The organism is Streptomyces sp. NPDC030183 (assembly GCF_055573455.1).
The window spans coordinates 54,800-81,155 of sequence record NZ_JBVIBK010000026.1 but is presented as its reverse complement, the minus strand read 5'-3'; the positions used below and the strand labels follow the sequence as shown (position 1 = coordinate 81,155).

Annotated in this window: 20 protein-coding genes and 4 pseudogenes; 14 read left to right on the top strand and 10 right to left on the bottom strand. The window is 70.4% G+C overall.

What is annotated here, in order from left to right:
- Positions 1-20: 20 nt before the first annotated feature.
- The gene (locus tag ACZ4Z2_RS28765; RefSeq protein WP_468079865.1) at positions 21-797 is read right to left on the bottom strand and encodes an MHYT domain-containing protein; all 777 of its coding nucleotides are present in this window, start codon (positions 795-797) and stop codon (positions 21-23) included.
- Positions 798-949: 152 nt separating this feature from the next.
- On the opposite strand from ACZ4Z2_RS28765, the gene ACZ4Z2_RS28760 reads away from it, so the two are divergent.
- From ACZ4Z2_RS28760 to ACZ4Z2_RS28750, 3 genes are all read left to right on the top strand, one after another.
- Positions 950-1,549, top strand: coding sequence for a class I SAM-dependent methyltransferase (locus tag ACZ4Z2_RS28760; RefSeq protein ID WP_468079863.1), 600 nt, complete (start codon positions 950-952; stop codon positions 1,547-1,549).
- Between the two features lie 162 nt (positions 1,550-1,711).
- Positions 1,712-2,008 (top strand): hypothetical protein, encoded by a 297-nt coding sequence (locus tag ACZ4Z2_RS28755; RefSeq protein ID WP_468079861.1) that lies wholly within the window; start codon positions 1,712-1,714, stop codon positions 2,006-2,008.
- 136 nt (positions 2,009-2,144) lie between these two features.
- Positions 2,145-2,990: a hypothetical protein gene (locus tag ACZ4Z2_RS28750; RefSeq protein WP_468079860.1), complete on the top strand. Its 846-nt coding sequence runs from the start codon at positions 2,145-2,147 to the stop codon at positions 2,988-2,990.
- Between the two features lie 63 nt (positions 2,991-3,053).
- On the opposite strand, the gene ACZ4Z2_RS28745 is transcribed toward ACZ4Z2_RS28750, so the two are convergent.
- On the bottom strand, positions 3,054-3,242 hold the full coding sequence (locus ACZ4Z2_RS28745; RefSeq protein WP_055521015.1) for a hypothetical protein: 189 nt from the start codon (positions 3,240-3,242) through the stop codon (positions 3,054-3,056).
- A gap of 262 nt (positions 3,243-3,504) precedes the next feature.
- Here ACZ4Z2_RS28745 and ACZ4Z2_RS28740 point away from each other — a divergent pair, with 262 nt between their 5' ends.
- Together ACZ4Z2_RS28740 and ACZ4Z2_RS28735 are read left to right on the top strand one after the other, a co-directional pair.
- Entirely contained in the window at positions 3,505-6,387 is a 2,883-nt protein-coding gene (locus tag ACZ4Z2_RS28740; protein WP_468079941.1) for a DEAD/DEAH box helicase, read from the top strand.
- The gene (locus ACZ4Z2_RS28735; RefSeq protein ID WP_468079858.1) at positions 6,384-7,655 is read left to right on the top strand and encodes an SWIM zinc finger family protein; all 1,272 of its coding nucleotides are present in this window, start codon (positions 6,384-6,386) and stop codon (positions 7,653-7,655) included. The genes ACZ4Z2_RS28740 and ACZ4Z2_RS28735 overlap by 4 nt, the downstream gene beginning before the upstream one ends.
- Positions 7,656-7,869: 214 nt before the next feature.
- Here ACZ4Z2_RS28735 and xylA read toward each other — a convergent pair whose 3' ends face one another.
- Positions 7,870-9,036 (bottom strand): xylose isomerase, encoded by a 1,167-nt coding sequence (gene xylA, locus ACZ4Z2_RS28730; RefSeq protein WP_468079856.1) that lies wholly within the window; start codon positions 9,034-9,036, stop codon positions 7,870-7,872.
- A gap of 145 nt (positions 9,037-9,181) precedes the next feature.
- Between xylA and xylB the strand changes: the two genes are divergently transcribed.
- The 4 genes from xylB (at position 9,182) to ACZ4Z2_RS28710 (ending at position 14,232) form a co-directional block, all read left to right on the top strand.
- Positions 9,182-10,627 carry a xylulokinase gene (gene xylB / locus ACZ4Z2_RS28725; RefSeq protein WP_468079854.1) on the top strand — a complete coding sequence of 482 codons (1,446 nt, stop codon included), beginning with the start codon at positions 9,182-9,184 and terminating at the stop codon, positions 10,625-10,627.
- Between the two features lie 89 nt (positions 10,628-10,716).
- Positions 10,717-11,925: an ROK family protein gene (locus tag ACZ4Z2_RS28720; RefSeq protein ID WP_468079853.1), complete on the top strand. Its 1,209-nt coding sequence runs from the start codon at positions 10,717-10,719 to the stop codon at positions 11,923-11,925.
- Positions 11,926-12,253: 328 nt separating this feature from the next.
- A complete protein-coding gene (locus ACZ4Z2_RS28715) occupies positions 12,254-12,853 on the top strand; it encodes an N-acetylmuramoyl-L-alanine amidase (protein ID WP_468079851.1) in 600 nt (199 codons plus the stop codon).
- Positions 12,854-12,954: 101 nt separating this feature from the next.
- Positions 12,955-14,232, top strand: a complete 1,278-nt coding sequence (locus ACZ4Z2_RS28710) for a GAF domain-containing protein (RefSeq protein ID WP_468079849.1) — start codon at positions 12,955-12,957, stop codon at positions 14,230-14,232.
- 100 nt (positions 14,233-14,332) lie between these two features.
- On the opposite strand, the pseudogene ACZ4Z2_RS28705 reads toward ACZ4Z2_RS28710, so the two are convergent.
- Positions 14,333-14,632: pseudogene (locus ACZ4Z2_RS28705) on the bottom strand (transposase); the annotation flags it as partial.
- Between the two features lie 196 nt (positions 14,633-14,828).
- On the opposite strand from ACZ4Z2_RS28705, the gene adh reads away from it, so the two are divergent.
- Positions 14,829-16,352, top strand: a complete 1,524-nt coding sequence (gene adh / locus ACZ4Z2_RS28700) for an aldehyde dehydrogenase (protein ID WP_468079848.1) — start codon at positions 14,829-14,831, stop codon at positions 16,350-16,352.
- 554 nt (positions 16,353-16,906) lie between these two features.
- On the opposite strand, the gene ACZ4Z2_RS28695 is transcribed toward adh, so the two are convergent.
- Positions 16,907-17,581, bottom strand: a complete 675-nt coding sequence (locus tag ACZ4Z2_RS28695) for a lytic polysaccharide monooxygenase auxiliary activity family 9 protein (protein WP_468079846.1) — start codon at positions 17,579-17,581, stop codon at positions 16,907-16,909.
- 858 nt (positions 17,582-18,439) lie between these two features.
- On the opposite strand from ACZ4Z2_RS28695, the gene ACZ4Z2_RS28690 reads away from it, so the two are divergent.
- On the top strand, positions 18,440-19,180 hold the full coding sequence (locus ACZ4Z2_RS28690; protein WP_468079845.1) for a class I SAM-dependent methyltransferase: 741 nt from the start codon (positions 18,440-18,442) through the stop codon (positions 19,178-19,180).
- 310 nt (positions 19,181-19,490) lie between these two features.
- Positions 19,491-20,252: a class I SAM-dependent methyltransferase gene (locus ACZ4Z2_RS28685; RefSeq protein WP_468079843.1), complete on the top strand. Its 762-nt coding sequence runs from the start codon at positions 19,491-19,493 to the stop codon at positions 20,250-20,252.
- Between the two features lie 224 nt (positions 20,253-20,476).
- Here the strand turns inward: ACZ4Z2_RS28685 and ACZ4Z2_RS28680 are convergent.
- The 3 genes and pseudogenes from ACZ4Z2_RS28680 to ACZ4Z2_RS28670 all read right to left on the bottom strand — a co-directional run.
- Positions 20,477-20,722, bottom strand: a pseudogene (locus tag ACZ4Z2_RS28680) (acetoacetate--CoA ligase); the annotation flags it as partial.
- Between the two features lie 162 nt (positions 20,723-20,884).
- Complete coding sequence (locus ACZ4Z2_RS28675; RefSeq protein ID WP_468079939.1) at positions 20,885-22,375, bottom strand: alpha/beta hydrolase; 1,491 nt, start codon at positions 22,373-22,375, stop codon at positions 20,885-20,887.
- Positions 22,376-22,597: 222 nt separating this feature from the next.
- Positions 22,598-23,260: an ABC transporter ATP-binding protein gene (locus ACZ4Z2_RS28670; protein WP_468079842.1), complete on the bottom strand. Its 663-nt coding sequence runs from the start codon at positions 23,258-23,260 to the stop codon at positions 22,598-22,600.
- Between the two features lie 255 nt (positions 23,261-23,515).
- Here ACZ4Z2_RS28670 and ACZ4Z2_RS28665 point away from each other — a divergent pair.
- Positions 23,516-24,527, top strand: a pseudogene (locus tag ACZ4Z2_RS28665) (flavin-containing monooxygenase).
- 334 nt (positions 24,528-24,861) lie between these two features.
- Positions 24,862-25,347, top strand: a complete 486-nt coding sequence (locus ACZ4Z2_RS28660) for a hypothetical protein (RefSeq protein WP_468079840.1) — start codon at positions 24,862-24,864, stop codon at positions 25,345-25,347.
- On the opposite strand, the pseudogene ACZ4Z2_RS28655 reads toward ACZ4Z2_RS28660, so the two are convergent.
- Together ACZ4Z2_RS28655 and ACZ4Z2_RS28650 are read right to left on the bottom strand one after the other, a co-directional pair.
- Positions 25,339-25,521: pseudogene (locus ACZ4Z2_RS28655) on the bottom strand (transposase); the annotation flags it as partial. The gene ACZ4Z2_RS28660 and the pseudogene ACZ4Z2_RS28655 sit on opposite strands and share 9 nt — an antisense overlap.
- A 339-nt stretch (positions 25,522-25,860) precedes the next feature.
- Positions 25,861-26,082 (bottom strand): hypothetical protein, encoded by a 222-nt coding sequence (locus ACZ4Z2_RS28650; protein WP_468079838.1) that lies wholly within the window; start codon positions 26,080-26,082, stop codon positions 25,861-25,863.
- Positions 26,083-26,356: the final 274 nt, after the last annotated feature.

Here is a 26,356-nt window from a genome sequence, read left to right as displayed (position 1 = left end):
GGTGCCTCCGAGGTGCGCTGCTAGCGGGCGGCGGCGCTCTCGACCGGCCGCTGGGCCGAGGCGGAGGCCTCGCGTTCCCCGGCCGTCGGCGACAGCGCCACGAACGCCGAGGTGAGGAAGAGATAGGACCCGAGGCCGACGGCGAGGGGGAAGATGAACTGCATCGCCGTGGCCCCGGGCAGGCTTTCGCCGGAGGGAGCCACCTCCACGCGCACCGCCCACATGGCGGTGTAGTGCATGCTGCTCACCGCGCCGCCCATGACCAGAGAGGCGATGGTGACGGCGAGGGGCGACCTGATGTTGAGCGCCGCCCACAGGGCGGCGGTCGCCGCGACCACGGCGATCAGCACGGAGAGCGCGACCAGCGCCGGGTCGTAGGTCACCTCGCCGTGCATCCGTACCGCCGCCATGCCCAGGTAGTGCATGCTGGCGACGCCCAGCCCGGTGGTGAGACCGCCGAGGAGGAGTGCCCGGCCGCGGTTCCCGCTGTAGCCGACGGCGAAGACCCCGCCGCAGACGACGGCCATGGCGACGAGCAGACTCAGGTTGGTCAGCGGCACGTCGTAGCGGATCTCGGTGCCGCTGACGCCGAAGCCCAGCATGGCCACGAAGTGCATGGTCCAGATGCCGGTCCCGATGGCGGACGCCGCGGTGAGGAGCCAGTTGCGGCGCGACCGGCCGGTGGCGCCCAGCGCACGGACGGTGCAGCGCAGGCCGAGTGCCGCGCCCGTGCAGGCCATCGCGTACGACAGCACGGGGGTCAGCCAGCCGAAGGTGGCGTGGTCCAGGTGTCCCATGGCTCCGGGACGCTAGTGGGGGCACGGGTACACGAAGGGGGCGCATTTCGAAAGGTAGTGGAATGTGTCGCATATATGCGCTGGAACGATCGCCTCACGCTCGAACATGCGCACCGCGCCCGCTCACCCGGTGGTGGGGGATCATGCGGAGCATGAGCGACGACCACACACACGTCCAGGAGTTCTTCACGGCGCGCGCCGCCGACTGGGACACCCGGTTCCCCGACGACGGGCCCGCCTACGCCGCCGCCGTCGCCGAACTCGGGCTGCGGTCGGGTGATCGTGTGCTCGACGCGGGGTGCGGCACGGGGCGGGCCCTGACGCCGTTGCGGGCCGCCGTGGGCGTCTCCGGGGTGGTCCTCGGGGCCGATGTGACCCCGGCGATGCTGGAGGCCGCCGTCCGGGCCGGCCGGCACCACGACGGGCAGCTGCTGCTCGCGGATGTGGCGGTCCTGCCGTTGCGGACGGAGTCCCTGGACGCGGTGTTCGCGGCGGGGCTCATCGCGCATCTGCCGGATCCCGCGGCGAATCTCCGGGAACTGGCACGGGTGGTCCGACCGGGCGGCGTCCTGGCGCTGTTCCATCCGATCGGCAGGGCCGCGCTGGCAGCGCGGCAAGGGCGGGAGATCACCCCGGCCGATCTCCGGGCGCAGGCGAACCTCGGCCCGCTCCTGGCCGGTTCGGGGTGGCGCATGACGTCGTATGTCGACGAGGACAGCCGATTCCTCGCGCTCGCCGAGCGCACGGCCTGACCCCGCGGGACCTCCCTCGACCTGGGCTCCATCAGGGTCGCGGTCCTGCAGAATCGGCCCTGTCGCCGGGTAGACCCTCTTCTGTCCATGCCACTCCCTCTCTACGTTGAGTAGGAACACGTGAACGGTCTGTGAATACCGAGACGAGGGAAGGAAGCCCTTATGTTCGACAGGCTCCGCAAGTCCTTCGGCAGATTCCTCAACTCGCAGCGCACCGAGGCGACCTCGCCGGAGGAGAAGCACACGCACAACCTGTTCGAGGCGGCGGCCGCTTACATCTCGGCGTGCGCCGACGACGACCAGGACCGGATCGACGAGACCGTGACCTGGGTGTCGCCCGAGGCGCTGTCCTTCGGGGTGAGCGAGCTGGCCTGTCGTGCGGTCATAGCGCTCGCGCGGGAGCGGGACGAGTCACCCCTGACGGTGGCGCGGTCTCTTCTGGGGCTGCCCGCCGCCTGAACCAGCGCCAAGCCCGGGCGATTCGCCCCTGTCCGGCCGGACACCGCAGCTCTGCGTGGGTTTCACTCTCGTGACAAGCGCCTGCCGGGCGCATTAGGGTGCGCCGACGGACGAGCGAGAGCGATGGGAGGCCGGCATGGCCGGGACGGACGAGGACGCCGTCGCCGCCGGGGACGACGACGCGCTGTACGTGCTGACGGCGGTACTGCTCACGCCCGCGAACTTCCCCAGTGTGCTGGGCGACGACTACCCCGAGGCATGCGCGGCGCTCGGTCTCGCTCCGCTCGCCGACGGTTACGGGATCGTCCTGGGGCAGGACGGCGACGGCGCCCGGTGGACGGTCGTGGTGGACGACGTGTCCCTGGTGGCCGTGGCCATCGCCTCGTGGGACTGCGGCATGGAGTACGACCTGTCCCCCGACGAGGACTCCGTGGTGGCCGCGTTGCCCGGCTGGCCCCTCGCGGTGGCCGTGGCCGCTCCCGGGGTGCCCGCTCCGCACGACCCGGACCCGGAGGTCGCCGACCGGCCGCCGCTGAGCCCGCCGGACACCACCGTCTGGGGGCCCGCCCAGCGGCGTCTGGGCGCCGATGAGATCGCGCTGCAGTGGAGCATCTGGCGGGAGCAGATCGACGACTCCTCCTTCACCGGACAGAACGGCACGAGCGCGACGGCGACCGGTGACACCGGGGAGGCCGGCGGCGACGAGGGCGGCGTCCGCACGGGCATCCGCCGAGTCCTCGCGGAGGCACGCGCCTACGTCGAGTCGCCGCCGCCTCTCGGGCGTGTGCGCTCGTCCTTCGCGCCGGGTGACGCCCGGACCCTTCGCGCCGACGGTCCTGGTTGGTCGATGGTGGCCAGGACCGACGACATCGCCTTTGTCCTCCTCGACGACGAGCCGGGGGAAGTGCTGCCGGTGGGCCGGGGCCCGGAACTGCCCGGCCTCCTGGAGTCCCTCGACAAGATCGCGGTACGCCCCAACTGAGTCCCGGCACACTCGCGCCGGCTCTGCCGCCTGTCACCGGCCCTGCCGCGGGCCGGTGACATCTCAGCGACCGAGCTCCTTGCGGCCGACCCGGCGCAGCCTGCGTCGCTGTGAGGGGTCGAGCGTGAGGTACGCGGCCGTGGGGATCCCCAGGACTATCAGGAGATTGGCCCAGAAGGGGAACGGCAACAGGAACAGCAGGACGATCCCGATTGCCGCACCCCCCGCGACGATCTTCGTGCTCTTCGACATCTCCGTCGCCTCCTTCGCGGCCCACTGCCGCTCTCTGTCCTGAAAACGGGTCCCCGCTCCCCGCAGTTCCGGACCACGACCCTGACGCAACCCTGACTCCGTCCCCGGCGCAACCCTGAGACGTCGCGCTTTTCACGCCACCGCCATCCGGCGCAGTGACCCACGTCACTCCCGATCACACCCCCCGGAAGTTTGAAGTGCTGTACTGTCGGCGATTCTGAGTTCAGTAGTCAAATTTGAGGAGTCCGGAATCCCTGTGCCCATGAACCTCGCGGCGACTCCTACCGATGTCTCCGAGCTGGCACGCTGCCGCGCCGCTTTCGTGGCCGACGAACCGGCTCGCGCCGGCCGTTTCGTCTTCCGGGGGCCCGATGGCGCGGCGCCACCGCGCGTCACGGTGGGCCACGTCGGGGAGTCGGCGGTCGTCCTGCCGGTCGATAAGGATGTCCGGCTGATGACGGTGCCCGTCGTGTCGCTGCCGGTGAGCGCCGCCCTGCCGGTGCTCACCCGCGCGCGTGCGACGGCGGGCGCCGACAGGTCGACCCTCTTCTGGGGTACCGCCGCCGTCCTGGCCCTCCAACTCGTCGCACGGGGACTCCTGTTGCCCGGTGTGACCACGGGGGGCCATGACGCCTGGCGGATCGGCCCGCTGCGGGCGGAGGACCTGGAACGGGTCCGCGAGCTGGCCGCGGCGATGCCGCCGGAGGCACATGCCGTACCCGTCGACCACGCGCTTCCGCTGCGCCTGCCGGACCCCGAGCGGCTGCTGCGCGCGTTCCTCGACGCGGTGGCCGACTCGCTTCCCCGCTCCCCCGCCGCCGCCCTCGCGGCGGGCGGCGCGGCCTTCGCGGCTCGGCAGCCGCAGTCGGTGCCCGAGCACCGCGCCTGGGCCGCCGATGTGGCCGCCGGCCACGATGCCGGGGTCCGCCTGTCGCTGCGGGTGGAGGTCCCCGCACTTGCCTCGGCCGACGCGGGCGCGGGCGGGACACCGTTGTCGTTCCGGGCGGTCCTCCAGGTGCACAGCGTCCGCGACCCGGCGCTGGTCGCGGACGCCTCCACGGTGTGGACCGGCGCCGGAGGGTTCGGCCCGCGCGCGCGGATGGACGCTCTGCTCGCGCTGCGCCGCGCGGCCCGTGCCTGGGCCCCGCTCGGTCCCCTGCTGTCGGCCGCCGTGCCGGACGCGGTGGATCTCGCCGACGATGAGGTCACCGACCTCCTCGGGGAGGGAGCCCGGGTGCTGGCCACCGCCGGTGTCGACGTGCACTGGCCCAAGGAGCTGACCCGGAAGTTGACCGCCCGCGCGGTCATCGGCCCGCCCGACGACGCGCAGGACTCCGGCAGGGGCGGTCCGGCCGCGTCAGGCGCCGCCGTGCTCTCGTCCGGCACTCCGTCGTTCCTGTCGGCCGACGCTCTGCTCGCCTTCGACTGGCGGTTCGCCCTGGGAGACCAGCGGCTGACCCGCCAGGAGCTGGACGTGCTGGCGGAGGCGAACCGCCCGATGGTGCGGCTGCGTGACCAGTGGATCCTCGTGGACCCGGACGAGATCCGCCGCGCCCGCGCGCAAAGGGACCGCAAGGTGTCTCCCGTCGACGCGCTCGGCGCCGCCCTGACGGGCTCCACCGAGATCGACGGCCGGACGGTCGAGGTACGGCCCACGGGGTGGCTGGCCGATCTGCGGGAGCGGCTGTCGGACCCGGAGGGGCAGCAGCCGGTCGGGCAGCCGTCCGGGCTCGCCGCGACCCTGCGCGACTACCAGCTGCGGGGACTCAACTGGCTGGCCCGGATGACGTCTCTGGGACTGGGCGGCTGTCTGGCGGACGACATGGGGCTCGGCAAGACGATCACACTGATCGCCCTGCATCTTCACCGGCAGTCGGACGCCTCCTCCGCCGGCCCCACGCTCGTCGTCTGCCCGGCCTCCTTGATGGGCAACTGGCAACGCGAGATCGAGAAGTTCGCGCCCGGAGTCCCGGTGCGTCGCTTCCACGGCGCCCGGCGCACCCTGGACGGGCTGGCGGAAGGGGAGTTCGTTCTCACCACGTACGGCACGATGCGCCTCGACGCTCCGCGGCTCGGCGAGACTTCCTGGGGCATGGTCGTCGCGGACGAGGCACAGCACGTGAAGAACCCGTACTCGGCCACGGCGAAGGAACTGCGCACCATCGGGGCACGCGCGCGTGTGGCGCTCACCGGCACTCCGGTGGAGAACAACCTGTCCGAGCTGTGGGCGATCCTTGACTGGACGACCCCAGGGCTGCTCGGCAGACTCGGCGCCTTCCGCACCCGGTACGCGCAGGCCGTCGAGGGCAGCCGCGATCCCGCCACCGCGGAACGGCTCGCCCGTCTCGTACGGCCGTTCCTGCTGCGGCGCCGCAAGTCGGACCCGGGCATCGCCCCTGAACTGCCGCCCAAGACCGAGACGGACCGCGCCGTGTCCCTCACCAGGGAACAGGTGGGGCTGTACGAGGCGTTGGTCCGCGAGACCATGGCGGAGATCTCCGCCGCCGACGGCATGGAACGACGCGGCCTGATCGTGAAGCTGCTCACCGGGCTCAAGCAGATCTGCAATCACCCGGCGCAGTTCCTCAAGGAGGAGCGTCCGCGGATCGCCGGCAGGTCGGGGAAGCTGGAGCTGCTGGACGAACTGCTGGACACCATCCTCTCCGAGGGTGCGAGCGTTCTGGTGTTCACGCAGTACGTGGGGATGGCACGGCTCCTGGAGCGCCATCTCGCGGCGCGCGGGGTGCCGACGCTGTTCCTGCACGGAGGGACACCGATTCCGGAGCGCGAGGCGATGGTCGAGAGCTTCCAGGAGGGTGGAATCCCCGTCTTCCTGCTGTCGCTGAAGGCCGCCGGCACCGGTCTGAACCTGACGCGCGCCGAGCATGTCGTGCACTACGACCGCTGGTGGAACCCGGCCGTCGAGGCGCAGGCGACCGACCGGGCGTACCGCATCGGCCAGACACGGCCGGTGCAGGTGCACCGGCTGATCACGGAGGGAACGATCGAGGACCGTATCGCGGCCATGCTGGTCCGCAAGCGTGCGTTGGCCGAGGCGGTGCTCGGTGCGGGCGACGCGGCTCTCACCGAGCTCTCCGACGCCGCACTGGCCGACCTGGTGGAGCTGCGTGGAGGCGCACGATGACGGAACACACCGGACAGGACGAAGAGCGCACGTTCGCCGCACTCGCGCCGGTGCGCGGGCGGAGCTTCGCGGAGACGTGGTGGGGCCGGGCCTGGTTGGCGGCGCTGGAGGACGCGGCGCTGGACTCCGAGCAGCTCAAGGCGGGGCGTCGACTCGCGCGCGCGGGAGCCGTGGGCGCCGTGACGGTACGCCCCGGGCGGGTCACCGCCGTGGTCCAGGACCGCGACGGCACAGCCCATCGCGCCGACGTCCTGCTCCAGGAGCTGTCCGGGGAGCACTGGGACCGTTTCCTCGGGATGGCCGTCGAGCGGTCCGGGCACATCGCCGCGCTGCTCGACCGTGAGATGCCGCCGCATCTCGTCGAGGACGCCGCGACGGCCGGGGTCGATCTGCTGCCGGGGCTCGGCGATCTGGAGGCGGAGTGCGACTGCGGGGCGTGGGACCACTGCGCGCACACGGCGGCGCTCTGCTACCAGGTGGCGCGCCTGTTGGACCGTGATCCGTTCGTCCTGTCGCTGATGCGAGGGCGGGCCGAGCGGGCGCTGCTGGACGAGCTGCAGGTCCGCAGCGTCGCCCCCCAGGCGGAGGAGCAGAGGGCGCCGGACAGCCCTCAGGAGGGCCTGGACGCCGTCGAGGCGTACGCGGTCGGGGACATCCTTCCTCCGCTTCCGGAGCCGCCCGGGCTGCCCGTGGAGCCGGGGCTGCCGCTGTCGCTTGAGACCGAGGTCCCGCCCGGCCCCGGCATCGACCCGGGCGCGCTGGAATTCCTGGCGGCGCAGACCGCGAGGGAGGCCCACAGGCTGCTGACCGAGGTCCTGCGCCCCGGACATGATCAGCAGCCCGTGGAGGAAGAGCCGACACCTGACCAGGACGCGGTGCGCCTGGCCGCCGGTGCCCCGGAGCCGAGTGTCGCGGCACGACTCGCGGAGGGCTCCGGGCGGGGCCGGGAAGGGCTTGCGCTCGCCGTCCGTGCCTGGCGGTACGGCGGCGCGGCCGGCCTCGCCGTGCTCGACGAGGAGTGGCCCGTGCGGGCGGAAGCGCTCGCACGCGCGCGTGCCGCCCTGGAAACCGCCTGGGACGAGGACGAACGGCCACCGCTGCGCCCCACCCACAACCGCTGGACCGTGGTCGGCGGCTCGGCCCAGCTGCGCCTCGGCCGGGACGGCCGCTGGTGGCCGTATCGCAAGGAGCGGGGCCGCTGGGCACCGGCGGGCCCGGCCGCCCACGATCCGGCGACGGCACTGGCCTCGATCGACACCGAGGCGTAAGCCCACCGAGCACGCGCGCGGGTCTCCCGGCCCATGAGGGGCCACGCGCGCGTGCGCACCTCGGGCTACGGCGCCTCGTGGTCGACCTCGGACGGGAGGAGCGAGCCGAGGTCACCGCCAGAAGTGACGAGAATGGGTGGATGACCCGTTTTCGGGAGCGGCAGGAGGCCCGCCACCGCTGTGAGCGGCGGGGGCCTCCTCCACGCGCGCGTGATCAGCCGCGGGCGCCCAGCAGGTGGTCCATCGCGAGCTGGTCGAGCCGCTCGAAGGCCATTCCGCGGCCGGCGGCGGCCTCGGCGTCGAACTCCTCGAAGGCCGCGCGGTCGGCGAGCAGTGCCTGCAGACCGTCGGCGGCGGTCGGCTGGGCCAGCTGGTCCAGGCGGGCCGCACGCAGCGCCTCCTGCACCTCCGGATCGGCGCGGAAGGCGGTCGCCCGCTCCTTCAGGATGAGGTAGTTGCGCATGCAGCCCGCCGCCGACGCCCACACCCCGTCGAGGTCCTCGGTGCGCGGCGGCTTGAAGTCGAAGTGCTTCGGACCCGCGTAACCGGCGCTCTCCAGGAGGTCCACCAGCCAGAAGGCCGAGCGCAGGTCACCGGCGCCGAAGCGCAGGTCCTGGTCGTACTTGATGCCGGACTGACCATTGAGGTCGATGTGGAAGAGCTTGCCCGCCCACAGGGCCTGCGCGATGCCGTGCGGGAAGTTCAGCCCGGCCATCTGCTCGTGGCCTACCTCGGGGTTCACGCCGTACAGCGCGGGGCGCTCCAGGCGCTCGATGAAGGCCAGGGCGTGGCCGACCGTGGGGAGGAGGATGTCGCCGCGCGGCTCGTTCGGCTTGGGTTCGAGCGCGAACTTCAGGTCGTACCCCTGGGAGGTGACGTATTCGCCCAGGAGGTCGAATGCCTCCTTCATCCGGTCGAGCGCCACGCGCACGTCCTTGGCGGCGCCGGACTCGGCGCCCTCACGGCCGCCCCAGGCGACGTAGATCTTGGCGCCGAGCTCGACCGCCAGATCGATGTTGCGGATCGTCTTGCGCAGCGCGTAGCGGCGTACGTCCCGGTCGTTGGCTGTGAAGGCGCCGTCCTTGAAGACGGGGTGGGTGAAGAGGTTGGTGGTGGCCATCGGCACGGTCATGCCGGTGGTGTCCAGGGCGGCGCGGAAGCGCTTGATGTGCTCCTCGCGCTCGCTGTCCGAGGACCCGAAGGGGATCAGGTCGTCGTCGTGGAAGGTCACACCGTAGGCGCCCAGTTCCGCCAGACGCTGCACCGTCTCGACCGGGTCGAGGGCGCGCCGGGTGGCGTCACCGAACGGGTCCCTTCCCTGCCAGCCGACGGTCCACAGGCCGAAGGTGAACCTGTCCTCGGGGGTGGGCTGGTAGTTCATGCCGCGGCTCCTTGCGCTCCGACTATTTCGTCATGGCGATTTACAAATTAGTATGCGGACGCGCCCCCGGGAAGACAAGACGTCGCCCGCCGGAGGCGTCAGCCGCGTCAGCGGCAGTCATGAGCCGCGTGAGAGGGAGAGCCCGATGTCAGCAGCCGAGGGTCCGCTCGTCGTCGGTGTGGACTCGTCCACACAGTCCACCAAGGCCCTGGTCGTCGACGCGTCGACCGGACGGGTGGTGGCGAGCGGGCGGGCACCGCACACCGTGTCGTCCGGCGCGGGCCGGGAGAGCGATCCGCGGCAGTGGTGGGACGCCCTGTGCGAAGCCCTGCGCCAGTGCGGTGAGCCCGCGCGGGAGGCCGCCGCGGTGTCGATCGGCGGTCAGCAGCACGGCCTGGTCACACTCGACGCCCAGGGCGAACCGGTGCGCCCCGCACTGCTGTGGAACGACGTGCGTTCCGCGCCGCAGGTGCGCCGGCTGGTGGCGGAACTGGGTGGCCCGAAGGCCTGGGCCGAGCGCACCGGAAGCGTCCCGGGTACGTCCTTCACCGTCACGAAGTGGGCTTGGCTCGCCGAGAACGAGCCCGAGGCGGTCCGGGCCACCGCCGCCGTCCGGCTGCCGCACGACTATCTGACCGAGCGCCTCACGGGCCAGGGCACGACGGACCGAGGCGACGCCTCCGGCACCGGCTGGTGGGCGTCGGGAACCGAGGCGTACGACGAGGAGGTACTCGCCCATGTGGGCCTGGACCCGGCGCTGCTGCCCCGGGTGGTGCGGCCCGGCGAGGTGGCCGGCACCGTGCGGGACGCCCACGATCTGCCGTTCGCCAAGGGCACCCTCGTGGCCCCCGGTACCGGGGACAACGCGGCCGCCGCGCTGGGCCTCGGTCTGCGGCCCGGCACACCGGTGCTGAGCCTCGGCACATCCGGCACGGTGTACGCCGTCTCGAAGCACCGTCCGGCCGACCCGACCGGTACGGTGGCGGGTTTCGCCGACGCCCACGGGGACTGGCTGCCGCTGGCCTGCACCCTGAACTGCACCCAGGCCGTCGACCGCGTCGCCGCGCTGCTGGGCCTGGACCGCGAGGCCGTGGAGCCCGGCACGAGCGTCACCCTCCTTCCCTACCTGGACGGCGAACGCACCCCGGCCCTCCCCCATGCCTCGGGTCTCCTCCACGGGCTCCGGCACGACACGACCGGCGGCCAGCTCCTCCAGGCCGCGTACGACGGTGCCGTGCACTCGCTGCTCGGTGCCCTCGACCTGGTGCTCGACGCGGACGCGGACCCCTCGGCTCCACTGCTGCTGATCGGCGGCGGTGCCCGGGGCACGGCGTGGCAGCAGACCGTGCGACGGCTGTCCGGGCGCGCGGTGCAGGTCCCGGAGGCCAAGGAACTGGTCGCGCTCGGCGCCGCCGCGCAGGCCGCGGGGCTGCTCACCGGCGAGGACCCGGCCGCGGTCGCCCGCCGCTGGGACACCACACGCGGGCCGGTGCTGGAGGCGGTGGAGCGCGACGAGGAGACGCTCGCCAGGATCTCCGGCGTACTCTCCGACGCGGCGCCGCTGCTGGAGCGCGAGCCGGGCGGCCACTGACCGGGAAGGGGTGCCTCAAGTGGGGAGATACGCTTCCGGCATGATCTGAGAGCCACCCGTCACGACACTTGAGGGGAACCGGGGGAGGTATGACGGCACCGCTGCACGAGGCGCACCCGAGCAGTCCCGGGCGCCGCCTGCCCGACACCCAGCAGGGGATGCGCCGCCGCAACCTCTCCCGGGTCATGCACACCGTCAACGCCGAGGGCCCCCTCTCCCGCGCTGCGGTGGCCTCGCACATCGGCCTCACCCGGGCAGCGGTGTCGACGCTGGTGGACGAGCTGATCAGGGCGGGGCTGCTGGAGGAACTGGGCCCGGAGCGACCCGGCCGGGTCGGGCGCCCCGGTTCGGCGCTCGCCCTCAGCGGACGGGGTCCCGCCGGAATCGGCGCGGAGATCGGCGTCGACCACCTCGCGGTGTGCGCGGTGGACCTGCGCGGCGAGGTACGGGCGCGTGCCGTGCGGTACGGCACCAACCGCGGCCGCTCCCCCGAGCCGGTCATCGACGAACTGACCGCTCTCGTACGACGGGTCGTCACCGAGGCCGAGCAGGAGGGCCTGTGGGCGGCGGGCCTCGCGGTGGCCGTGCCCGGGCTGGTGGCGCGGGACGCGCGCACCGTGGTCCGGGCCCCCAATCTCGACTGGCACGACACGGACCTCGGCGAGCTGCTCCCGGAGGATCTGCCGCTGACCGTCGACAACGAGGCCAACTTCGGCGGTCTCGCCGAACTCTGGCTGGGCGCCGCGACCCCACGCGACTTCCTGCATGTGTCCGCCGAGATCGGCATCGGCGGCGCGGTGGTCGTGGACGGCCGGCTCCTGCGGGGCACCCGAGGGTTCGCCGGCGAGCTGGGCCATGTGCCCGTACGGCCCGAGGGACCGGCGTGCGCGTGCGGAGGGCGAGGCTGCCTGGAACAGTACGCCGGTGAGGAGGCCGTGCTGCGGGCGGCCGGGCTGGAACCGGGCGAGGACCGGGTGGAACTGCTCGCCGAGCGGGCCGCCGCCGGGGACCAGGACGTGCGCCGGGCGCTGCGCGGCGCCGGTACGGCGCTGGGTATCGCGCTGACCGGTGCGGTCAATCTGCTGGATCCCGAGACCGTTGTCCTGGGCGGTGCCCTGGCCGCCCTCTCCCCCTGGCTCGTCCCGTCACTGGAGCGCGAGCTGGCCCGGCGGACAGCGGGCCCCGCGTGCGCCGTGACGGTGTCCCGCCTGGGCTCGGAAGGGCCGTTGCTGGGTGCCGCGCATTCGGTGGTGCGGGCGGTGCTGGACGACCCGGCGACGGCCGGGGTGCGGGCGTAGGCGGGGCCCAGGTGTAGCCGAGGCCGCGGGCGAAGCCGAAGAGGAAGAAGGGGTCCGAATCCCCCAAGCCCACGCCATCTAAGAAATGCCCGGTTCCCTGCGGCATGACGCCATTCCCCGAGCCGCGCCGCCATCTCACCCTCGTGGGTGGCCGAGTTATCCACAACAGTCTGCTTTTCCACCGTTTCTCGCACGTTCCGACGGGTGTCCGCCGATCGCCGTACCGTGAATCACGCGAGGCGCAGCCGTTCGACCTGCGGATGCGTCTCACACCTGGGCGCCCCCTCCCCACAGATCGGATGCAGCACCACTTCGGAAAGGCAGACCAATGGAGCAAGCAGAAGCGTTGCCGAGCAGGCGGCGGCTGCTGAAAGGCACCGCTTTCGCCGCGATCCCCTACGCGCTGCTCCCGAGCCCCCGCGCCGATGCCCACCCAGCTCCCGTGGACCACCCCCACGCCCTGTGGGAGCCGGCGAGCGAGGCCAACTACACGGCGGCCAACCGCCCGACGAGCCACCCGGTCGATCTGGTGATCATCCACGTGACGCAGACGACGTACAAGAACACGATGCCCGTCTTCTGGAATCCGGCGAAACAGGTCTCCGCGCACTATGTGCTGCGGTCGACCGACGGGAGGATCACCCAGTGCGTCCGTGAGCGGAACATCGCCTGGCACGCGGGCAACTGGGACTACAACGCGCGCAGCATCGGCATCGAGCACGAGGGCTGGATCGAGCGTCCCGAGTACTTCACCGACGCCATGTACGAGCGTTCGGCGGCCCTTGCCTCGGAGATCTGCGACCGGTACGGCATCCCCAAGAACCGCGACCACATCATCGGCCACCACGATGTGCCGGGCACCGACCACACCGATCCCGGGCCGCACTGGGACTGGGGCCGGTACATACGGATGGTCAACGCCGTCTGACGCCATGGAGGCGGGACCGCCGGGTACGTCTGGTGGCTTGTCGGGCGCGTGTGCGAGGTTGACGATGGACCCTGCCATGCACGGACTGCCGGGAGGCCGAGTTGACCGATCCTTGGGTGGCTCTGGAGCCGGGAGCCGACCCTGTCGAGCGAATGCGGGTGCTGCGCCGTGCGCATGAGGCGTTCACCCAGGGCGGCGCGGTCACGCGACCGGTCCGATCCGTGGTGGCCGATTCATGGCGGCGTTCAGCGAAAGCGGGCGTGGGACCGGAGGGCACCGCGCGCGTGGAGCTGACGGACGGCGACCTCGGTTCCTATCGCGCGGAGCACCCTTTGGCGAAGGTGATGCCGCTGGTCCGCGAGTTGCTGGGCACCTTCGCCGCCGACGGCGAGCATCTGCTGGCCGTGTGCGACGCCCAGGGCAGGCTGCTGTGGGTGGAGGGGCATCCGGCGACCAGACGTCGGGCCGACGGGATGAACTTCGTGCCGGGCGCGCGCTGGGCGGAGTCCGATGTCGGTACGAACGCTCCGGGTACCGCGGTCGCCGTCGACCGGCCTGTGCAGGTATTCGCGGCTGAGCACTTCATACGGCGGGTTCAGCCGTGGACGTGCGCGGCGGCGCCGGTGCACGATCCACGCACCGGGCGGGTGCTCGGCGCGATCGACATCACCGGGGGCGACCGGCTGGCGCATCCGCACAGTCTCGGTTTCGTGCAGGCGGTGGCCCGGGCGGCCGAGTCGCAGTTGGCCCTGCTCGCACCGCCCGGCGCCGCGGCCGACGCACTGGAACTGACCGCTCTCGGCCGGGACGAGGCGCAACTGCTCGTGCCGGGAAGGAAGGTGAGGCTCAGCCGACGGCACAGCGAGATCCTGGTACTGCTCGCCGCACATCCGGAAGGGCTCTCCGGCGACGAGTTGCTCTGCGCGCTGTACGAGGACGAGTCGGTGACGCCGGTGACGTTGCGGGCCGAGTTGGCGAGGCTGCGCCGGCTCCTCGGCCCCGGGCTGCTCGCGTCGCGGCCGTACCGGCTCACGGTTCCGGTGGAGTCGGATGTGGCGGTCGTGGAGCGGAGGCTGGAGACGGGTGCGGTGACGTCGGCGGCGACGGCGTACGCGGGTCCGCTGCTGCCTGGTTCGCAGGCCCCGGCGGTCGTCCGTCTACGCCACAGGCTGACAGAGGGGCTGCGAACGGCGCTCATGGCCCGCCGCGACCCGGATCTGCTGGCGGACTGGGCGCACGCGCCCTGGGGCGAGGACGACCTCGACGTATGGCGGGCACTCGCGGCCGTACGCCCGACACCGGCGGTACGCGCCCGGCTGCAGGACCTGGAGGCGGAGCTGAGGGCACCTGTTGGGTGGACACAGCGGAGACGGACCTGAGCGAGAAGGGAGATCACGGCCAGGGCCTGTCCGGCGGATCTTGCCTGATGATCGTCAGCAGGTGTGTGACCAAGGGATTCTGGTCGTTCTTTGCGTGGCTTCTTGGTGGGCCTGAGCGAGCGCCTGCCGCATGCTGATGGGCACGGCAGGATGTGGAGTCCACGCCGACCATGCTCCAGTCGATCCGGCCTTCAGCATCGGCGTCGGCCCGGATCGCCCGCAGGACCTTCTCCCATGTTCCGTCCGCCGACCACTTGCGATGACGGTCGTGGACTGTCTTCCACTTCCCACAGCGGGACGGCAGGTCTCTCCAGGGCAAGCCGGTCCGCTGCCGGAGCCGAATCCCGTTGATCACTCCGCGACGGCACTGCCAACGCCCGCCTCGTTCGAGGTTCCGGGGAGGGTCGAGTCCCCCTCGGGGGGTGGCCGAGGGGGAGGAGGAAGCCGGGTGGTGGAGGGGGCCGGGCGGTGGAGGGGCCGGGGGCGGGGCCTCCTCGCGGCTCCCGTCGCGCAACGTCGTTGCAACCGTCGGGTTCCTAGCCTCCACACGAGAGCCGCCCAACGGCGGGTGGCGCTTGTGGGGAGGCAGGTATTCCATGACCCGTTTCGCAGCACCCGGTACGGAGGGCGCGGTCGTCTCCTACGAGGCGCGGTACGACCACTTCATCGGCGGTGAGTACGTGCCACCGGCGCGCGGGCAGTACTTCGAGAACCCGAGTCCGGTGAACGGGCTGCCGTTCACGGAGATCGCGCGGGGGACGAGCGAGGACGTGGAGCGGGCGCTGGACGCGGCGCACGCGGCCGCTCCCGGCTGGGGTCGTACGTCGGTGACCGAGCGTTCGGACATCCTGCGGAAGATCGCCGACCGGATGGAGGCGAACCTGGAGAAGCTGGCGGTCGCCGAGAGCTGGGAGAACGGCAAGCCGGTGCGCGAGACGCTGGCCGCCGACATTCCGCTCGCCATCGACCACTTCCGTTACTTCGCGGGGGTGGTGCGGGCGCAGGAGGGTTCGTTGGCGGAGCTGGACGACGACACGGTGGCGTACCACTTCCACGAGCCGCTCGGTGTGGTCGCGCAGATCATCCCGTGGAACTTCCCGATTCTGATGGCGACGTGGAAGCTGGCGCCGGCGCTGGCCGCGGGCAACGCGGTCGTGCTCAAGCCGGCCGAGCAGACTCCGGCGTCGATCCATGTGTGGCTGAGCCTGGTCGCGGACCTGCTGCCCCCGGGCGTCGTGAACGTCGTCAACGGGTTCGGGGTGGAGGCGGGCAAGCCGCTGGCGTCGAGTCCGCGGGTGGCGAAGGTGGCGTTCACGGGTGAGACGACGACGGGGCGTCTGATCATGCAGTACGCCTCGGAGAACATCACGCCGGTGACGCTCGAACTCGGTGGGAAGTCGCCGAACATCTTCTTCGACGACGTGTGGTCGGCGAACGACGACTTCCGCGACAAGGCCCTCGAGGGCTTCACGATGTTCGCTCTCAACCAGGGCGAGGTGTGTACGTGTCCGTCGCGGGCGCTGGTGCAGCGCGGGCACTACGCCGAGTTCATCGAGGCGGCTGTGGCCCGCACGGAACAGATCAAGACGGGGCACCCGCTGGACACGGACACCATGATCGGGGCGCAGGCGTCCAACGACCAGTTGGAGAAGATCCTCTCCTACCTCGACATCGGCAGGCAGGAGGGGGCGAAGGTCCTGACGGGCGGCGAACGCATCGAGCACGGCGGCGAGTTGAAGGGCGGCTACTACGTCCAGCCGACGATCTTCGAGGGCGACAACCGTATGCGGATCTTCCAGGAGGAGATCTTCGGTCCGGTCGTGTCGGTCACGTCGTTCGACGAGTTCGACGACGCGATCAAGATCGCCAATGACACGCTGTACGGCCTGGGGGCGGGCGTGTGGACGCGGGACGCGAACACCGCGTACCGGGCGGGTCGTTCCATCCAGGCGGGGCGCGTCTGGACGAACTGCTACCACGCGTACCCCGCGCACGCCGCGTTCGGCGGCTACAAGGGCTCGGGCATCGGCCGCGAGACCCACAAGATGATGCTGGACCACTACCAGCAGACGAAGAATTTGCTGGTGTCGTACTCGCCGAAGAGGCTGGGCTTCTTCTAGACATATAAAGGCGCCTGACCTGGGCAGATACCCGTCAGGCGCCCATGTCCGGGTGCGTCTGGGTCACGAGGCGAGATCAGTCCACCCTGGTGCGCCGCCCGACCGGGGGTGCATCGCCCGGACGCCGGTGAGAGCCCGTTCCGGGACGAGCCGATACGGCTCAACTCCCCTGACGACGCACGTCGGCTGGGCATCGAAACGGTGCACCAGACCCGCGGACTGATCGAGGACCTCCCGGTGTGGCAGAACCTCTATCTCAACCGGGAGCTGGCCCAAAAGTTTCGGACCCTTCCAGCTGCTGGACCGGAAGTCCATGATCGGCCACAGCCAGGACATCCTGGCCCATTGTGCGGCGACGGTGCGCGCTTCGGCGATCAGGCCCTCCGGCAAGGCGGTGAGGACACCCGCATTCCGCCAGAGCCGGAAGCGTCCGCAGGAAGCCCCGTCGAGGCAGGGTGACCACATGGGTCCCCTGGCCCGACGGGGCTCGGTCGGCCGGACGGCGGGTTACCGGCGCCCGGCGGGGACCGGTGCCGTGTGCGGCGCTCCCCGGCTCAGCCGAAGTTCACGTCGCTGCACCACATGTAGGCCTGGTCGAGGTGCGAGGCCTGCCAGATCACGAACACGATGTGGTGTCCGGTGTAGCCGGAGGTCTGTACGGGGAACGTGATGTCCTTCGCCGGGGCGAAGCGGCCGGTCTGTGTGATGAAGTCGAGGTTGCTCCAGCCCAGGGTCTGGGTCTTGGGGTTGAAGCCCTGCTTGCTCACGTAGACCTTGAAGTAGTCGGCACCGTGGGACGCCTGGTCGTACAGATGGACCGAGAAGTTGTTGCCGACGGTGGTGGTCTTCCACGGCCCGGGCTTGTTCAGGCTGGCGTTCCTCGAGAGGTTGTTGCTGCACAGCGTCCCGTCGGGGGTCCGCGCCTGGAACTGGCCACCAAGGCCGTCGCGGAGCGCGCTCATCCAGTTCCACATGGTGTCGGGGTTGGCCTGGAATGCCTGCCAACACATGGGGTCCTGGGTCTGCATGGCCGGGTTCGTGTGGTTGCTGCCCCACGTCTTCCAGCACTGGTACGCGCGGGTGGCGGGGCCGACGACGGTGCCGTGGGCCTGAGCGGGGGCCGACCATGTGAGTGCGCCGACGACCACGGCGAACAGCATGACGAGCACCTGGAGAGGCCGACGGAGGGGCGACCGCGAACGCCCGGCTAACGGACTCTGTTTGCGCATGTGGGGGGACTCCTTCCAGTTGCAAGGCTGTGATGGGAGCGCTCCCAACGGTAGGTATTCTGAGCGAGATGTCAATGAAACGAACGGAGTTGGTTTCCGGGGCGGGCGGCGAGCAGGGAGTCTGCCGTGAGCGGGGAGACAGAACCAGTCACCGGGACCGGAAAGCGAGGACGCGGCCTGGGCTGGTGTGCGGGGCGGCACCGGGGAGGGGGTGTTCGCAACGCGGGATCGGGACCTGGTGCCGGCGTGAGGGCTGTCCGGTCTGAGGTTCCCCTGGCATGCGGGAGGTACTGATCAGCTGGTCAGGGCCGGGTGGCGGGGTGTCAGGTCCGTTCGGTCGGCCGTTGCGGGGTCGGCGTAGCACTTCTCCTCGAATTCGATCGGCCGAGGAGCCGAGCCGGTCGTGAAGGCGGCGCCGGGTGCTGGAGAAGTCGTCGATGTACTCGAACAGTGCGAAGATTCGCCTCGGCCCGGGTGGTGAAGACGCGGCCGCGGATGCACTCTGCCTTGACGATCACCTACGGGTTCGCCATGAGGGCGTTGTCGTAACCACCCCCGGCGGAGCTCATGGACGCTGCGCCCTCACGCTCGCCGTAGTCGAGTCGATCGCTTCGCGAATGTGTATTTGCAGAACTGGTCCACGTAGATCAATGTGCCCGGTTCGGCTTCCCGGCTTGCGAGCGCGTACTCGAGGGTGAGGGTGCGTGCCGGCGCCGTGAGGGCTGTACGGGACTTCAGAACACCCCCTGGGGCTCGTCCGGCGGCTCGATGGGCCGAGCCAGGGCGGTACCGAAGTGAGGGCCGACCAGTGCCTTAATCGTGTTGACCTCCTCCGGCAGCCAGTGCTGGAGTCGGCAGGTGGACAGCATCCCCGCCAACCGGCGGTTCTGGAACCAGATCAGCAGCGCCTACCAGCACGAGCACGACCCGCGAATCGGTGCCACACCCCGGCTGTGGGGCATGTACTCGATCCCCGACGCGCACCTGGACGCCCTGGGCGACGTCACCGGCAAGCGCGTCCTCGAACTCGGCTGCGGTGCCGGCCAGTGGTCGAAGGCGCTCGCAACCGAGGGCGCCGCCGTGGTCGGGTTCGACCTGTCCGAAGCCCAACTCGACGCAGCGGCCCGCGCGATGGGAGCGGCCCGTTACCCGCTAGTGCAAGGCGCCGCCGAACAGCTCCCCTTCGCCTCCGACAGCTTCGACCTGGTGTTCTGCGACTTCGGTGGGCTCAGCTGGGCGCCCCCGCACCTGGCCGTCCCACAGGCCGCACGCGTCCTGCGCCGAGGCGGGCGCCTGGTGTTCAACGTCGCCAGCCCATGGTTCGAAGCCTGCTACGACGAAGCCGCCGGCCGCGTGACCACGACGCTGCAGAAGGACTACTTCGGGCTGAACACCATCACCGAAGACGACGGCGCGACCAGTTATCAGCTCACCTACGGCGGCTGGGTCAAGGTCCTGCGCGGCGCGGGTCTCGTCATCGACGACCTCGTGGAGCCGCGACCCGAACGGGGAACACCCAACGGCTACAACGAAACCGACCCACCCGACTGGGCACACCGTTGGCCGGCGGAGCTGCTCTGGATAACCCACAAACCGTAAGTTCCGCCGCGCGGAAATGCGAAGGATTCCCTCGGCTGACGGACCTGGTAATTCTCGTCAGGCCCGTCCCGGCCCCTGGTTCTATTTTGCAGCGAATGGTCGCCCGCACGGGGTGCACAGGTGCACAGGTGCACAGGTTGCCGGCCCAGCACCTCCAGCGGGTCCTGGAGAGCGATCGGTGACGGCCGTGCGGATGGGCGCCGACGGTGACGCCTGCTTGGCCGTCGTGCCAGCCGCGCGTCTCGAGGGAGTATGGCGCCGTCGGGAAATCCCGTTGCCGGAACAGCAGCATCGTCGGTCGAATGTCCCCATGACTCATGACGCCATGGCGGACCATGTGAAGCAGAACCGACGCTTCTGGGATGACGAGGCGGCTGCGTGGCACGGGCCGCTCGCCCGTGGTCACTGGGCGCAGGTGGAGCCTTCCTGGGGATTGTGGTCCACGCCTGAGTCGGAGGTTTCCTTGCTTCCCGACGGCATCGAGGGGATGCGCGCGATCGAGTTGGGCTGCGGTACCGCCTACGTTTCCGCCTGGCTGGCCAGAGCAGGGGCCCACCCGGTCGGGATCGACGTGTCGGAGAAGCAACTGGCCACCGCCCGCGCGATGCAGTCCGAGTTCGGTATCGACTTCCCCCTCGTCCTGGGCAATGCCGAGAAGGTGCCCTACGAGGACAACACCTTCGGCCTGGCGATCAGCGAGTACGGCGCCTCGCTGTGGTGTGACCCCTACAAGTGGATCCCGGAGGCAGCCCGGCTTCTCGTTCCTGGAGGCCGGCTGGTGTTCTCGCGCTACTCACCGCTGTTCGCGCTGTGCGTACCGCCCGAGGGACCGGCATCCACCACTCTGTTCCGCAGCCAATTCGGTCTGACGCGGTTGGAATGGGAAAATCATGTGGAGTTCGTCCTGCCGCACGGCGAGATGCTCCGTCTGCTGCGGACCTGCGGCTTCGTCGTCGAGGATCTGATCGAAATTCAGGCACCCCCGTCCGCGCGGGACTATTCGGAAGTTTCCGCCGACTGGGCCCGGCAGTGGCCCAGCGAGGAGATCTGGAAGGCCCGGCTGGCGGGCTGACAGTTCCGCAGGTACCGCGTATGCCCTCGCGTTGCTCATCCCGCGAAGCGCTTCGCAGATTCCATCGCACGCCCTCACGTGTTGCCGTTGACGGAACTCATTGAAGTCCACGTCTGTGGGTGGCCGCCGCTGGCTGCTCAGGTCGTCCGGCTCCCCGTACAGGTCTTCGAGGTCGTCCCGCGGCGACCAGAGGATCAGCATCGGGCGCTGGATCTGTGTCCCGGCGTCGGCAACGGACGGGCGAGTCCGAGGACGGTGTAGCGGCGGTCGCGGGTGGGGCCGTTGGAGAGGTAGCCGTCGGCGGCGATCAGCACGGTGAGTTCGAGCTGGATGAGGCGGTCGGCGGCGGCATGCGGGGCGTGGGTCCTGTCCGCACACCGACCAGACGGCGCCCAGGCATGTGGCGTCGTGGAACGCGGCGATGACATGCGGGTGTTGGGCAGGTAGCCCACCACGCGGCCGGGGGCACCGCCGACCCTCTGTGGAGCGACGGCGGGGGATGGTTCCACACCGTTCACCTCCTGACGCCCTGAGCTTGACCGCCGGTCCGCCGTGGCTCTTCGGGGCCACGGCGGGCTTCGGCGTTCACGGGCTGCGGCGTTCTCGGTCGTTCCACGGCGGCCGCCGGGCGCTCACCGCCCCTTGCAGGTCACGTCCTTCGCCGGCAGCTTGCCGGTGGTCAGGTAGGCGGTGGCCGTCTTGTCGGCGCACGAGAAGGAGCCGTAGACGCCGTGTCCGACACCGCCGGCGACTGTGACCATCTTCGCCCCCTTCATGACCCGGCGCAGGCCCTGGGCGCTGGCAAGCGGCGTCTGGGGATCCCACTCGTACTGCAGGATGAGCGCGCCGACCTTGTTGTCGATCCTGGTGGCGGGCTCACTGCCTTCCGTCTTCCAGAAGGCGCAGGGCTTGATGTTGGACGTGAAGTCGCCGTACAGCGGGTAGGTGGCCTTGTCCCGGATGGCGTCGCGGCGGTACTGCTCCGGATCACGCGGCCAGTCGCGCGTGTCGGCGCAGGCGAGGGACCAGAAGAGAGCCTCATGGTTGTCCGAGGGCACGGCACGGCCGAACGACGGCGAATCCTGCGGGGCTGATGTCTTGAGGTCCTGGCCGGCGGACGGAGCGCTGCTCCCGGCGGCCTTCTTCACCTTGGCGATCCACTCGGCGGCGTCGCGCAGGTAGAAGAACCTCATGCGGCTCTCGGAGCGGATGTCGGCGCCGGTCAGTGAGGTGCCGTCGAAGTGGATCGGCTCGCGATCGGCCTGGTCGACCAGGGCGTAGAACGTCTCGCGGACCGCCTCCGGAGTCTCACCCAGCCCGTACTCGGAGTTCCGCTCGGCGGTCCACTTCGTCCACCTGGTGAAGGCGGGCTCAGCGCCCGTCGCCCATCCCTGCATGACGCCGCGCCAGACCCAGGCCGGGTCGACGGCGCTGTCCAGCACGAAGCGGTCGGACCGCTTCGGGAACATCTGCGTGTACACCGCACCGAGGTAGGTGCCGTACGAGATCCCGACGTAGGAGATCTTCTTCTCGCCGAGCACGGCACGGATCACGTCCATGTCCCTGGCGGTGTTGCGGGTGGTGATGTGCCGCAACGTGTCGCCCTGCTTGGCGTAGCACTTCTCGGCGACGCTCCGGGCCCACTTGACGTCCTTGGCGAACGTCTCAGCCGTGTAGGGCCGCTCCCGGTTCTGCTCCTTGGACGTCAGGCCGCAGCCCACGGGGGAGCTCTCACCGACGCCCCGCGGGTCGAAGCCCACGAGGTCGTACTTCCTCGTCACGGACTTCGGCAGTATCTTCGCCATCTCCGCCGACATGTCGAGGCCCTCAGTGCCCGGGCCACCCGGGTTGAACAGGAGCACACCGCGGCGCTCCTTCTTCGTACTCGTCCTCACCCTCGATATCTCGAGGGTGATCCTCTTGCCGTCCGGGCGGCTGTAGTCGAGCGGAACCTTGATCGTGGCGCACTGGAAGGCGGCAGGCAGCGTCTTGGCGCAACGGTGCCAGGCCGGCTTCTGCCCGTGGTACTGGCCGAGGGGATCGTTGCCCGTGGCGGGCGCCGTGGTGGGGGCGAGCACGGGAACCAGGGTGCCGACGACACCGGCAGCCAGGAGGAGGGCCATTAGACTTCTTCGCACGGGACGGTCCTCGGGGTCAGCGGGTTGGTAAGCGCTGACCATGCCAGGAAAGGCAGTTGGGCGCATCCATCGCATGGCCATCATTTCTCCGCCCGTGGATGGAGGGGCCGGTGTGACAGATGGTCCTTGCGTCGCACAACCGCGACCGTCCCCGCGACGTCTTCCTCAACTGGCCCTGACAATCGGTGAAGGCCGTCCCGGTGGGTTTCAGCACTCGGTCTCCTCGAAGTGCAGGCGGCTCTGGCGAAGATGCGCGATCGCGTCGAAGTGGTGTGCGTCGTGCAGCAGGTGAGAGACCACGATGATCGACCGGCCCTGATCGCGCAGGGCGGCGGCCAGGGCCCAGAACCGTTGATGGGTGTCCCAGTCGAAGCCTTGGTAGGGCTCGTCCAGGACGAGCAGCTGTGGATCGTGCATGAGGGCGATCAGCAGGTTCAGCTTCTGCCGTGTTCCGCCACTGAGTGTGCCGACCTGCTGCTGTCGGCACATGATCATCGCCAGCAGCTCCATCAGTTCACCGGCCCGTTCCAGCGTGGGCAGCCGGTAGGCCCTCTGGAACAACCGCAGATGCTGTTCGACGGTGAACGCGTCGTTCAGTACGGCCCGTTGCGGGCAGTACCCCACTGCACCGGTCCGTGTCACCGTTCCGCGGTCGGGTGCGAGGTGGCCTACGGCGATCTGCAGCAGAGTGCTCTTTCCCGCACCATTCTCGCCGACGACTCCCACCAGCGTCCCGGCAGACACGTCAAGGTCCACATCACGCAGGACCTGCCAGCCGCCGTACGCCTTGCAGACTCCGCTGATCCGTAGCCGTGGCCGTGGCCGGGGAATCGGACAGGTGTAGCGAGCCGTTCCGGAGGAATCCCCCATGGAGGCCGCGGCCGTGCAGGCTCATGCTGTGCTGGCCTGCGCGGCTCACGGCTCATGACCCCTCAGGGACCTGCGAGTAAGGGCGGCGCCGCCTCAGCCCCTCGCGGGCCGGCTCTCGGGGCGACCGAACCCTCCCGCAACGTCTGCTGCCCGGTGACCAACGAGTCCGCACCGCCGGTCTAACGGGAGTCACCTCCTGCGTCGTTTCCGGCAGTTGGGCGTGACGTAGGCCGTGGTCTGGCGTTGTAGGAGGCGATGCCCCCCACACCACAGCGAGACTTCCGTGCTCCCACGATCGTGATCGGAGCCGGCCCGCACGGCCTGGCGGCCGCCGCACTGCTGAACCGCTCCGGCGAGCCGACCGTGATCCTTGATCGGTCGGACCGCGTGGGAGCGAGCTGGGCGCAGCGCTATGACCACCTGCGCCTGCACACCACTCCCGGCGGGCCACCGGCCGCTGCCACACGCCCAGGACTCCGCGCTGGCCGGGGCGTTCGACGTTCACCAGCACCCTGCTGCACTCGGCCCACTACCGCTCTCCGGGCCCCTACCGGGGGCGAGACGTGCTGGTGGTCGGCGCCGGCAACAGCGGTACCGAGATCGCGAGCGTCCTGGCCGGCGCCGGAGCCGAACGGGTACGGATCTCAGTTCGCACCCTCGCCAACCCAACATCCTGCCCCGTTCCAGCGCACGATGGCATGCGGTCGGCCGGCTGACGGAGGTCCTTCCCCTGGCGTGGCGTGACCGCACCTCCCTGCTCACGCAACGTCTCGCGGTGCCCGACCTGACCTCACGGGGACTGCCCCGGCCCCGCATCGGTCTGTACACCCGCAATGTCCGTGAAGGGGTCAACCCGGTGCTCGACCACGGCTTCGTGGACGCCGTCCTGTCCGGCCGGGTCGAGCCGGTCGCGGCCGTCGAGGCGTTCGACGGCCCTGACGTGGTGCTGGCCGACGGCACCCGGCTGCGACCCGACACGGTCATCGCCGCCACGGGGTTCCGGTCCGACCTGCGCGACCTGGTGGGGACCCTGGGCGTACTCGACGACGCCGGGCAGCCCCCCGCCGTAGGCGGGCAGAGCCACCCTGCGGCCCCGCGCCTGTACTTCACCGGATACACCAACCCCCTCACGGGCGTCCTTCGCCAAGCGGGCGTCGAGGCGCGCGCGATTGCTCATGCGTTGCGGCGGGAGAAGGCGCGGACAGCCCTGCGCCGGCCCGGCGGCCGCACAGCCGACGCACTCGACAACGGTCACGCACCGGGCTGACGGAGGCTGTCGGGCTCGGCTGCAGGTCGACGCCAGGGCGCCGCGGCCCAACTCGCCGATCGTTTCCCGGATGGGTTTGCACCGGGGGGCGGGACATGCGTCGGGCCACTCGTGGTCGGTGCGAGCGGGGCGGTGCTGCTCAGATCGCGGGTCACCGGCGAACCCGGCTGTGCGCGGCCTTGCGGCCACTGACTGAGATCAGACCGATGCCGGTGTCGGTGAAGGCTCCCCGGCAGGCATCGGACGCTCTGAGTGGGGTGAGCTCGCCGACGCTGAATAAGACGTCGTTTCTCATGGTGGTTCCTGGGGCCACTGGCCATGCGGGGATACTGCTGTGGTGCTGCTGACATGGATCGCTGAGGTGGCGGACGAGCCTCTGGTGCTGGAGCCGGCTGACCGTCGGACGGAGTGGGAGACCAACACCTGGTGGTTGAGTGCGGAGGTCGAGGACAGGAGGTCGTTGTCCCTCTCCTCGGTGGTGGCCGCCTTCGAGCGGACTGCCTCCGCCCTCCAGGTTCGTGTCCGCCAGATGGGCTATCCCGGGGTGGCGACGTTCTACGTGTGGCATGACGAGCAGGCCGGGCAGCTCCGGTGCTCGACGGGATCGGTTGCGGCGGATGCGTTGCCGTTCGGTGGCGCCTACATACTTTCTGACGACCTCGGGCCGGTCATCGAGGGGTTCCTGGTCGACGGTGAGCCGGGCGTCACGGCCTGGTCGGGCCTGGATGGCGTGCGGAACTCCTCGGAGCAGACCGCAGCCGAGCCAGATCTCGTGCCCCTCCGGGTTTGGGCGAGCAGTGTTGGAGCAGTCTCACGCTGACTGGTTCCGCGCGTCCGCACGGGCGAGGCGGCGGTGGCAGATGAGGGCCGCGGAAATGCCCGCGAAGGCGAGGAAGTGCTCAGCCTTGCGCTCGTATCGCCGGTGCGGGTGACGGCAGTCGGCAAGCCAGGACATCGTGCGTTCCACGACCCACCTTCGTCCCGCGGGCCGCGCGCAGCCGGGCCGTGGCCAGCCCGATGCCGCTCGACCCGCCGGTCACGATCGCATGAGCCGAGCCGAGCTCCAGAGAACCGCTGCTTGCTGTGGTCGTCTTCACGGGATGCACCTCTCCCCTGCGCGCCGTCACTGTTGGTCCGACAAGTCCTGGTGTGCTCGCCCTACCAGATCCACGGAGCCTTGGGGATACCGCAGCGGAAAATGGTGACCGCCGCGGACGTGGGTGAGCCGTCCCAGTGCTCCCGCCCGGCGCAGAGCGTCGAGGAAGGTCCGCGCCCCGGCGGAAGAGGCAGGACCATCGGCGCCACGATCAGACATTCGCCGATCGCCGATCGCCTACGAGCACCGCGGCTCTCTCCTCCAAGCACGCCGCACGGTAAGAGCCTTGAGTTCGTCGAGCGATTCCCGCATCACCTGGGCCAGCTCGCGTTCCTCGGTGGCCGAGAGCCAGAGCTGGAAGCCGGCCTTGAAGACGGAGATCCCCGCCTCGGCGGTCAGGGGCGCGGACGGCTCCGCGACGCCGCGTCGGCGCAGGGCGTCGGCCATCGCGGCAGACATCGAGGCCGTACTTGGTCAGCTCGCGTTCCTGGGGTTCCGCGTTCGCCGCGATGACGGCCTGGCGCTGCTGGTACTCGCGGGGGTCGACGAATGCCTGGGCGATCGCCTCTAGTCCCGCCGCCACGGCGTCGATCGGCGCCATGGACTGCGGTGACTCAGCCACCGCGGTCATGAACTGCTCCTGCAGCGCGCCGGATTGAGCGACATCACCTCGCAGGTGGCGGAGATCGCCAAGCGGGCGGGCCTCTCGTAGTCGCGCTCACCGAACAGCTCC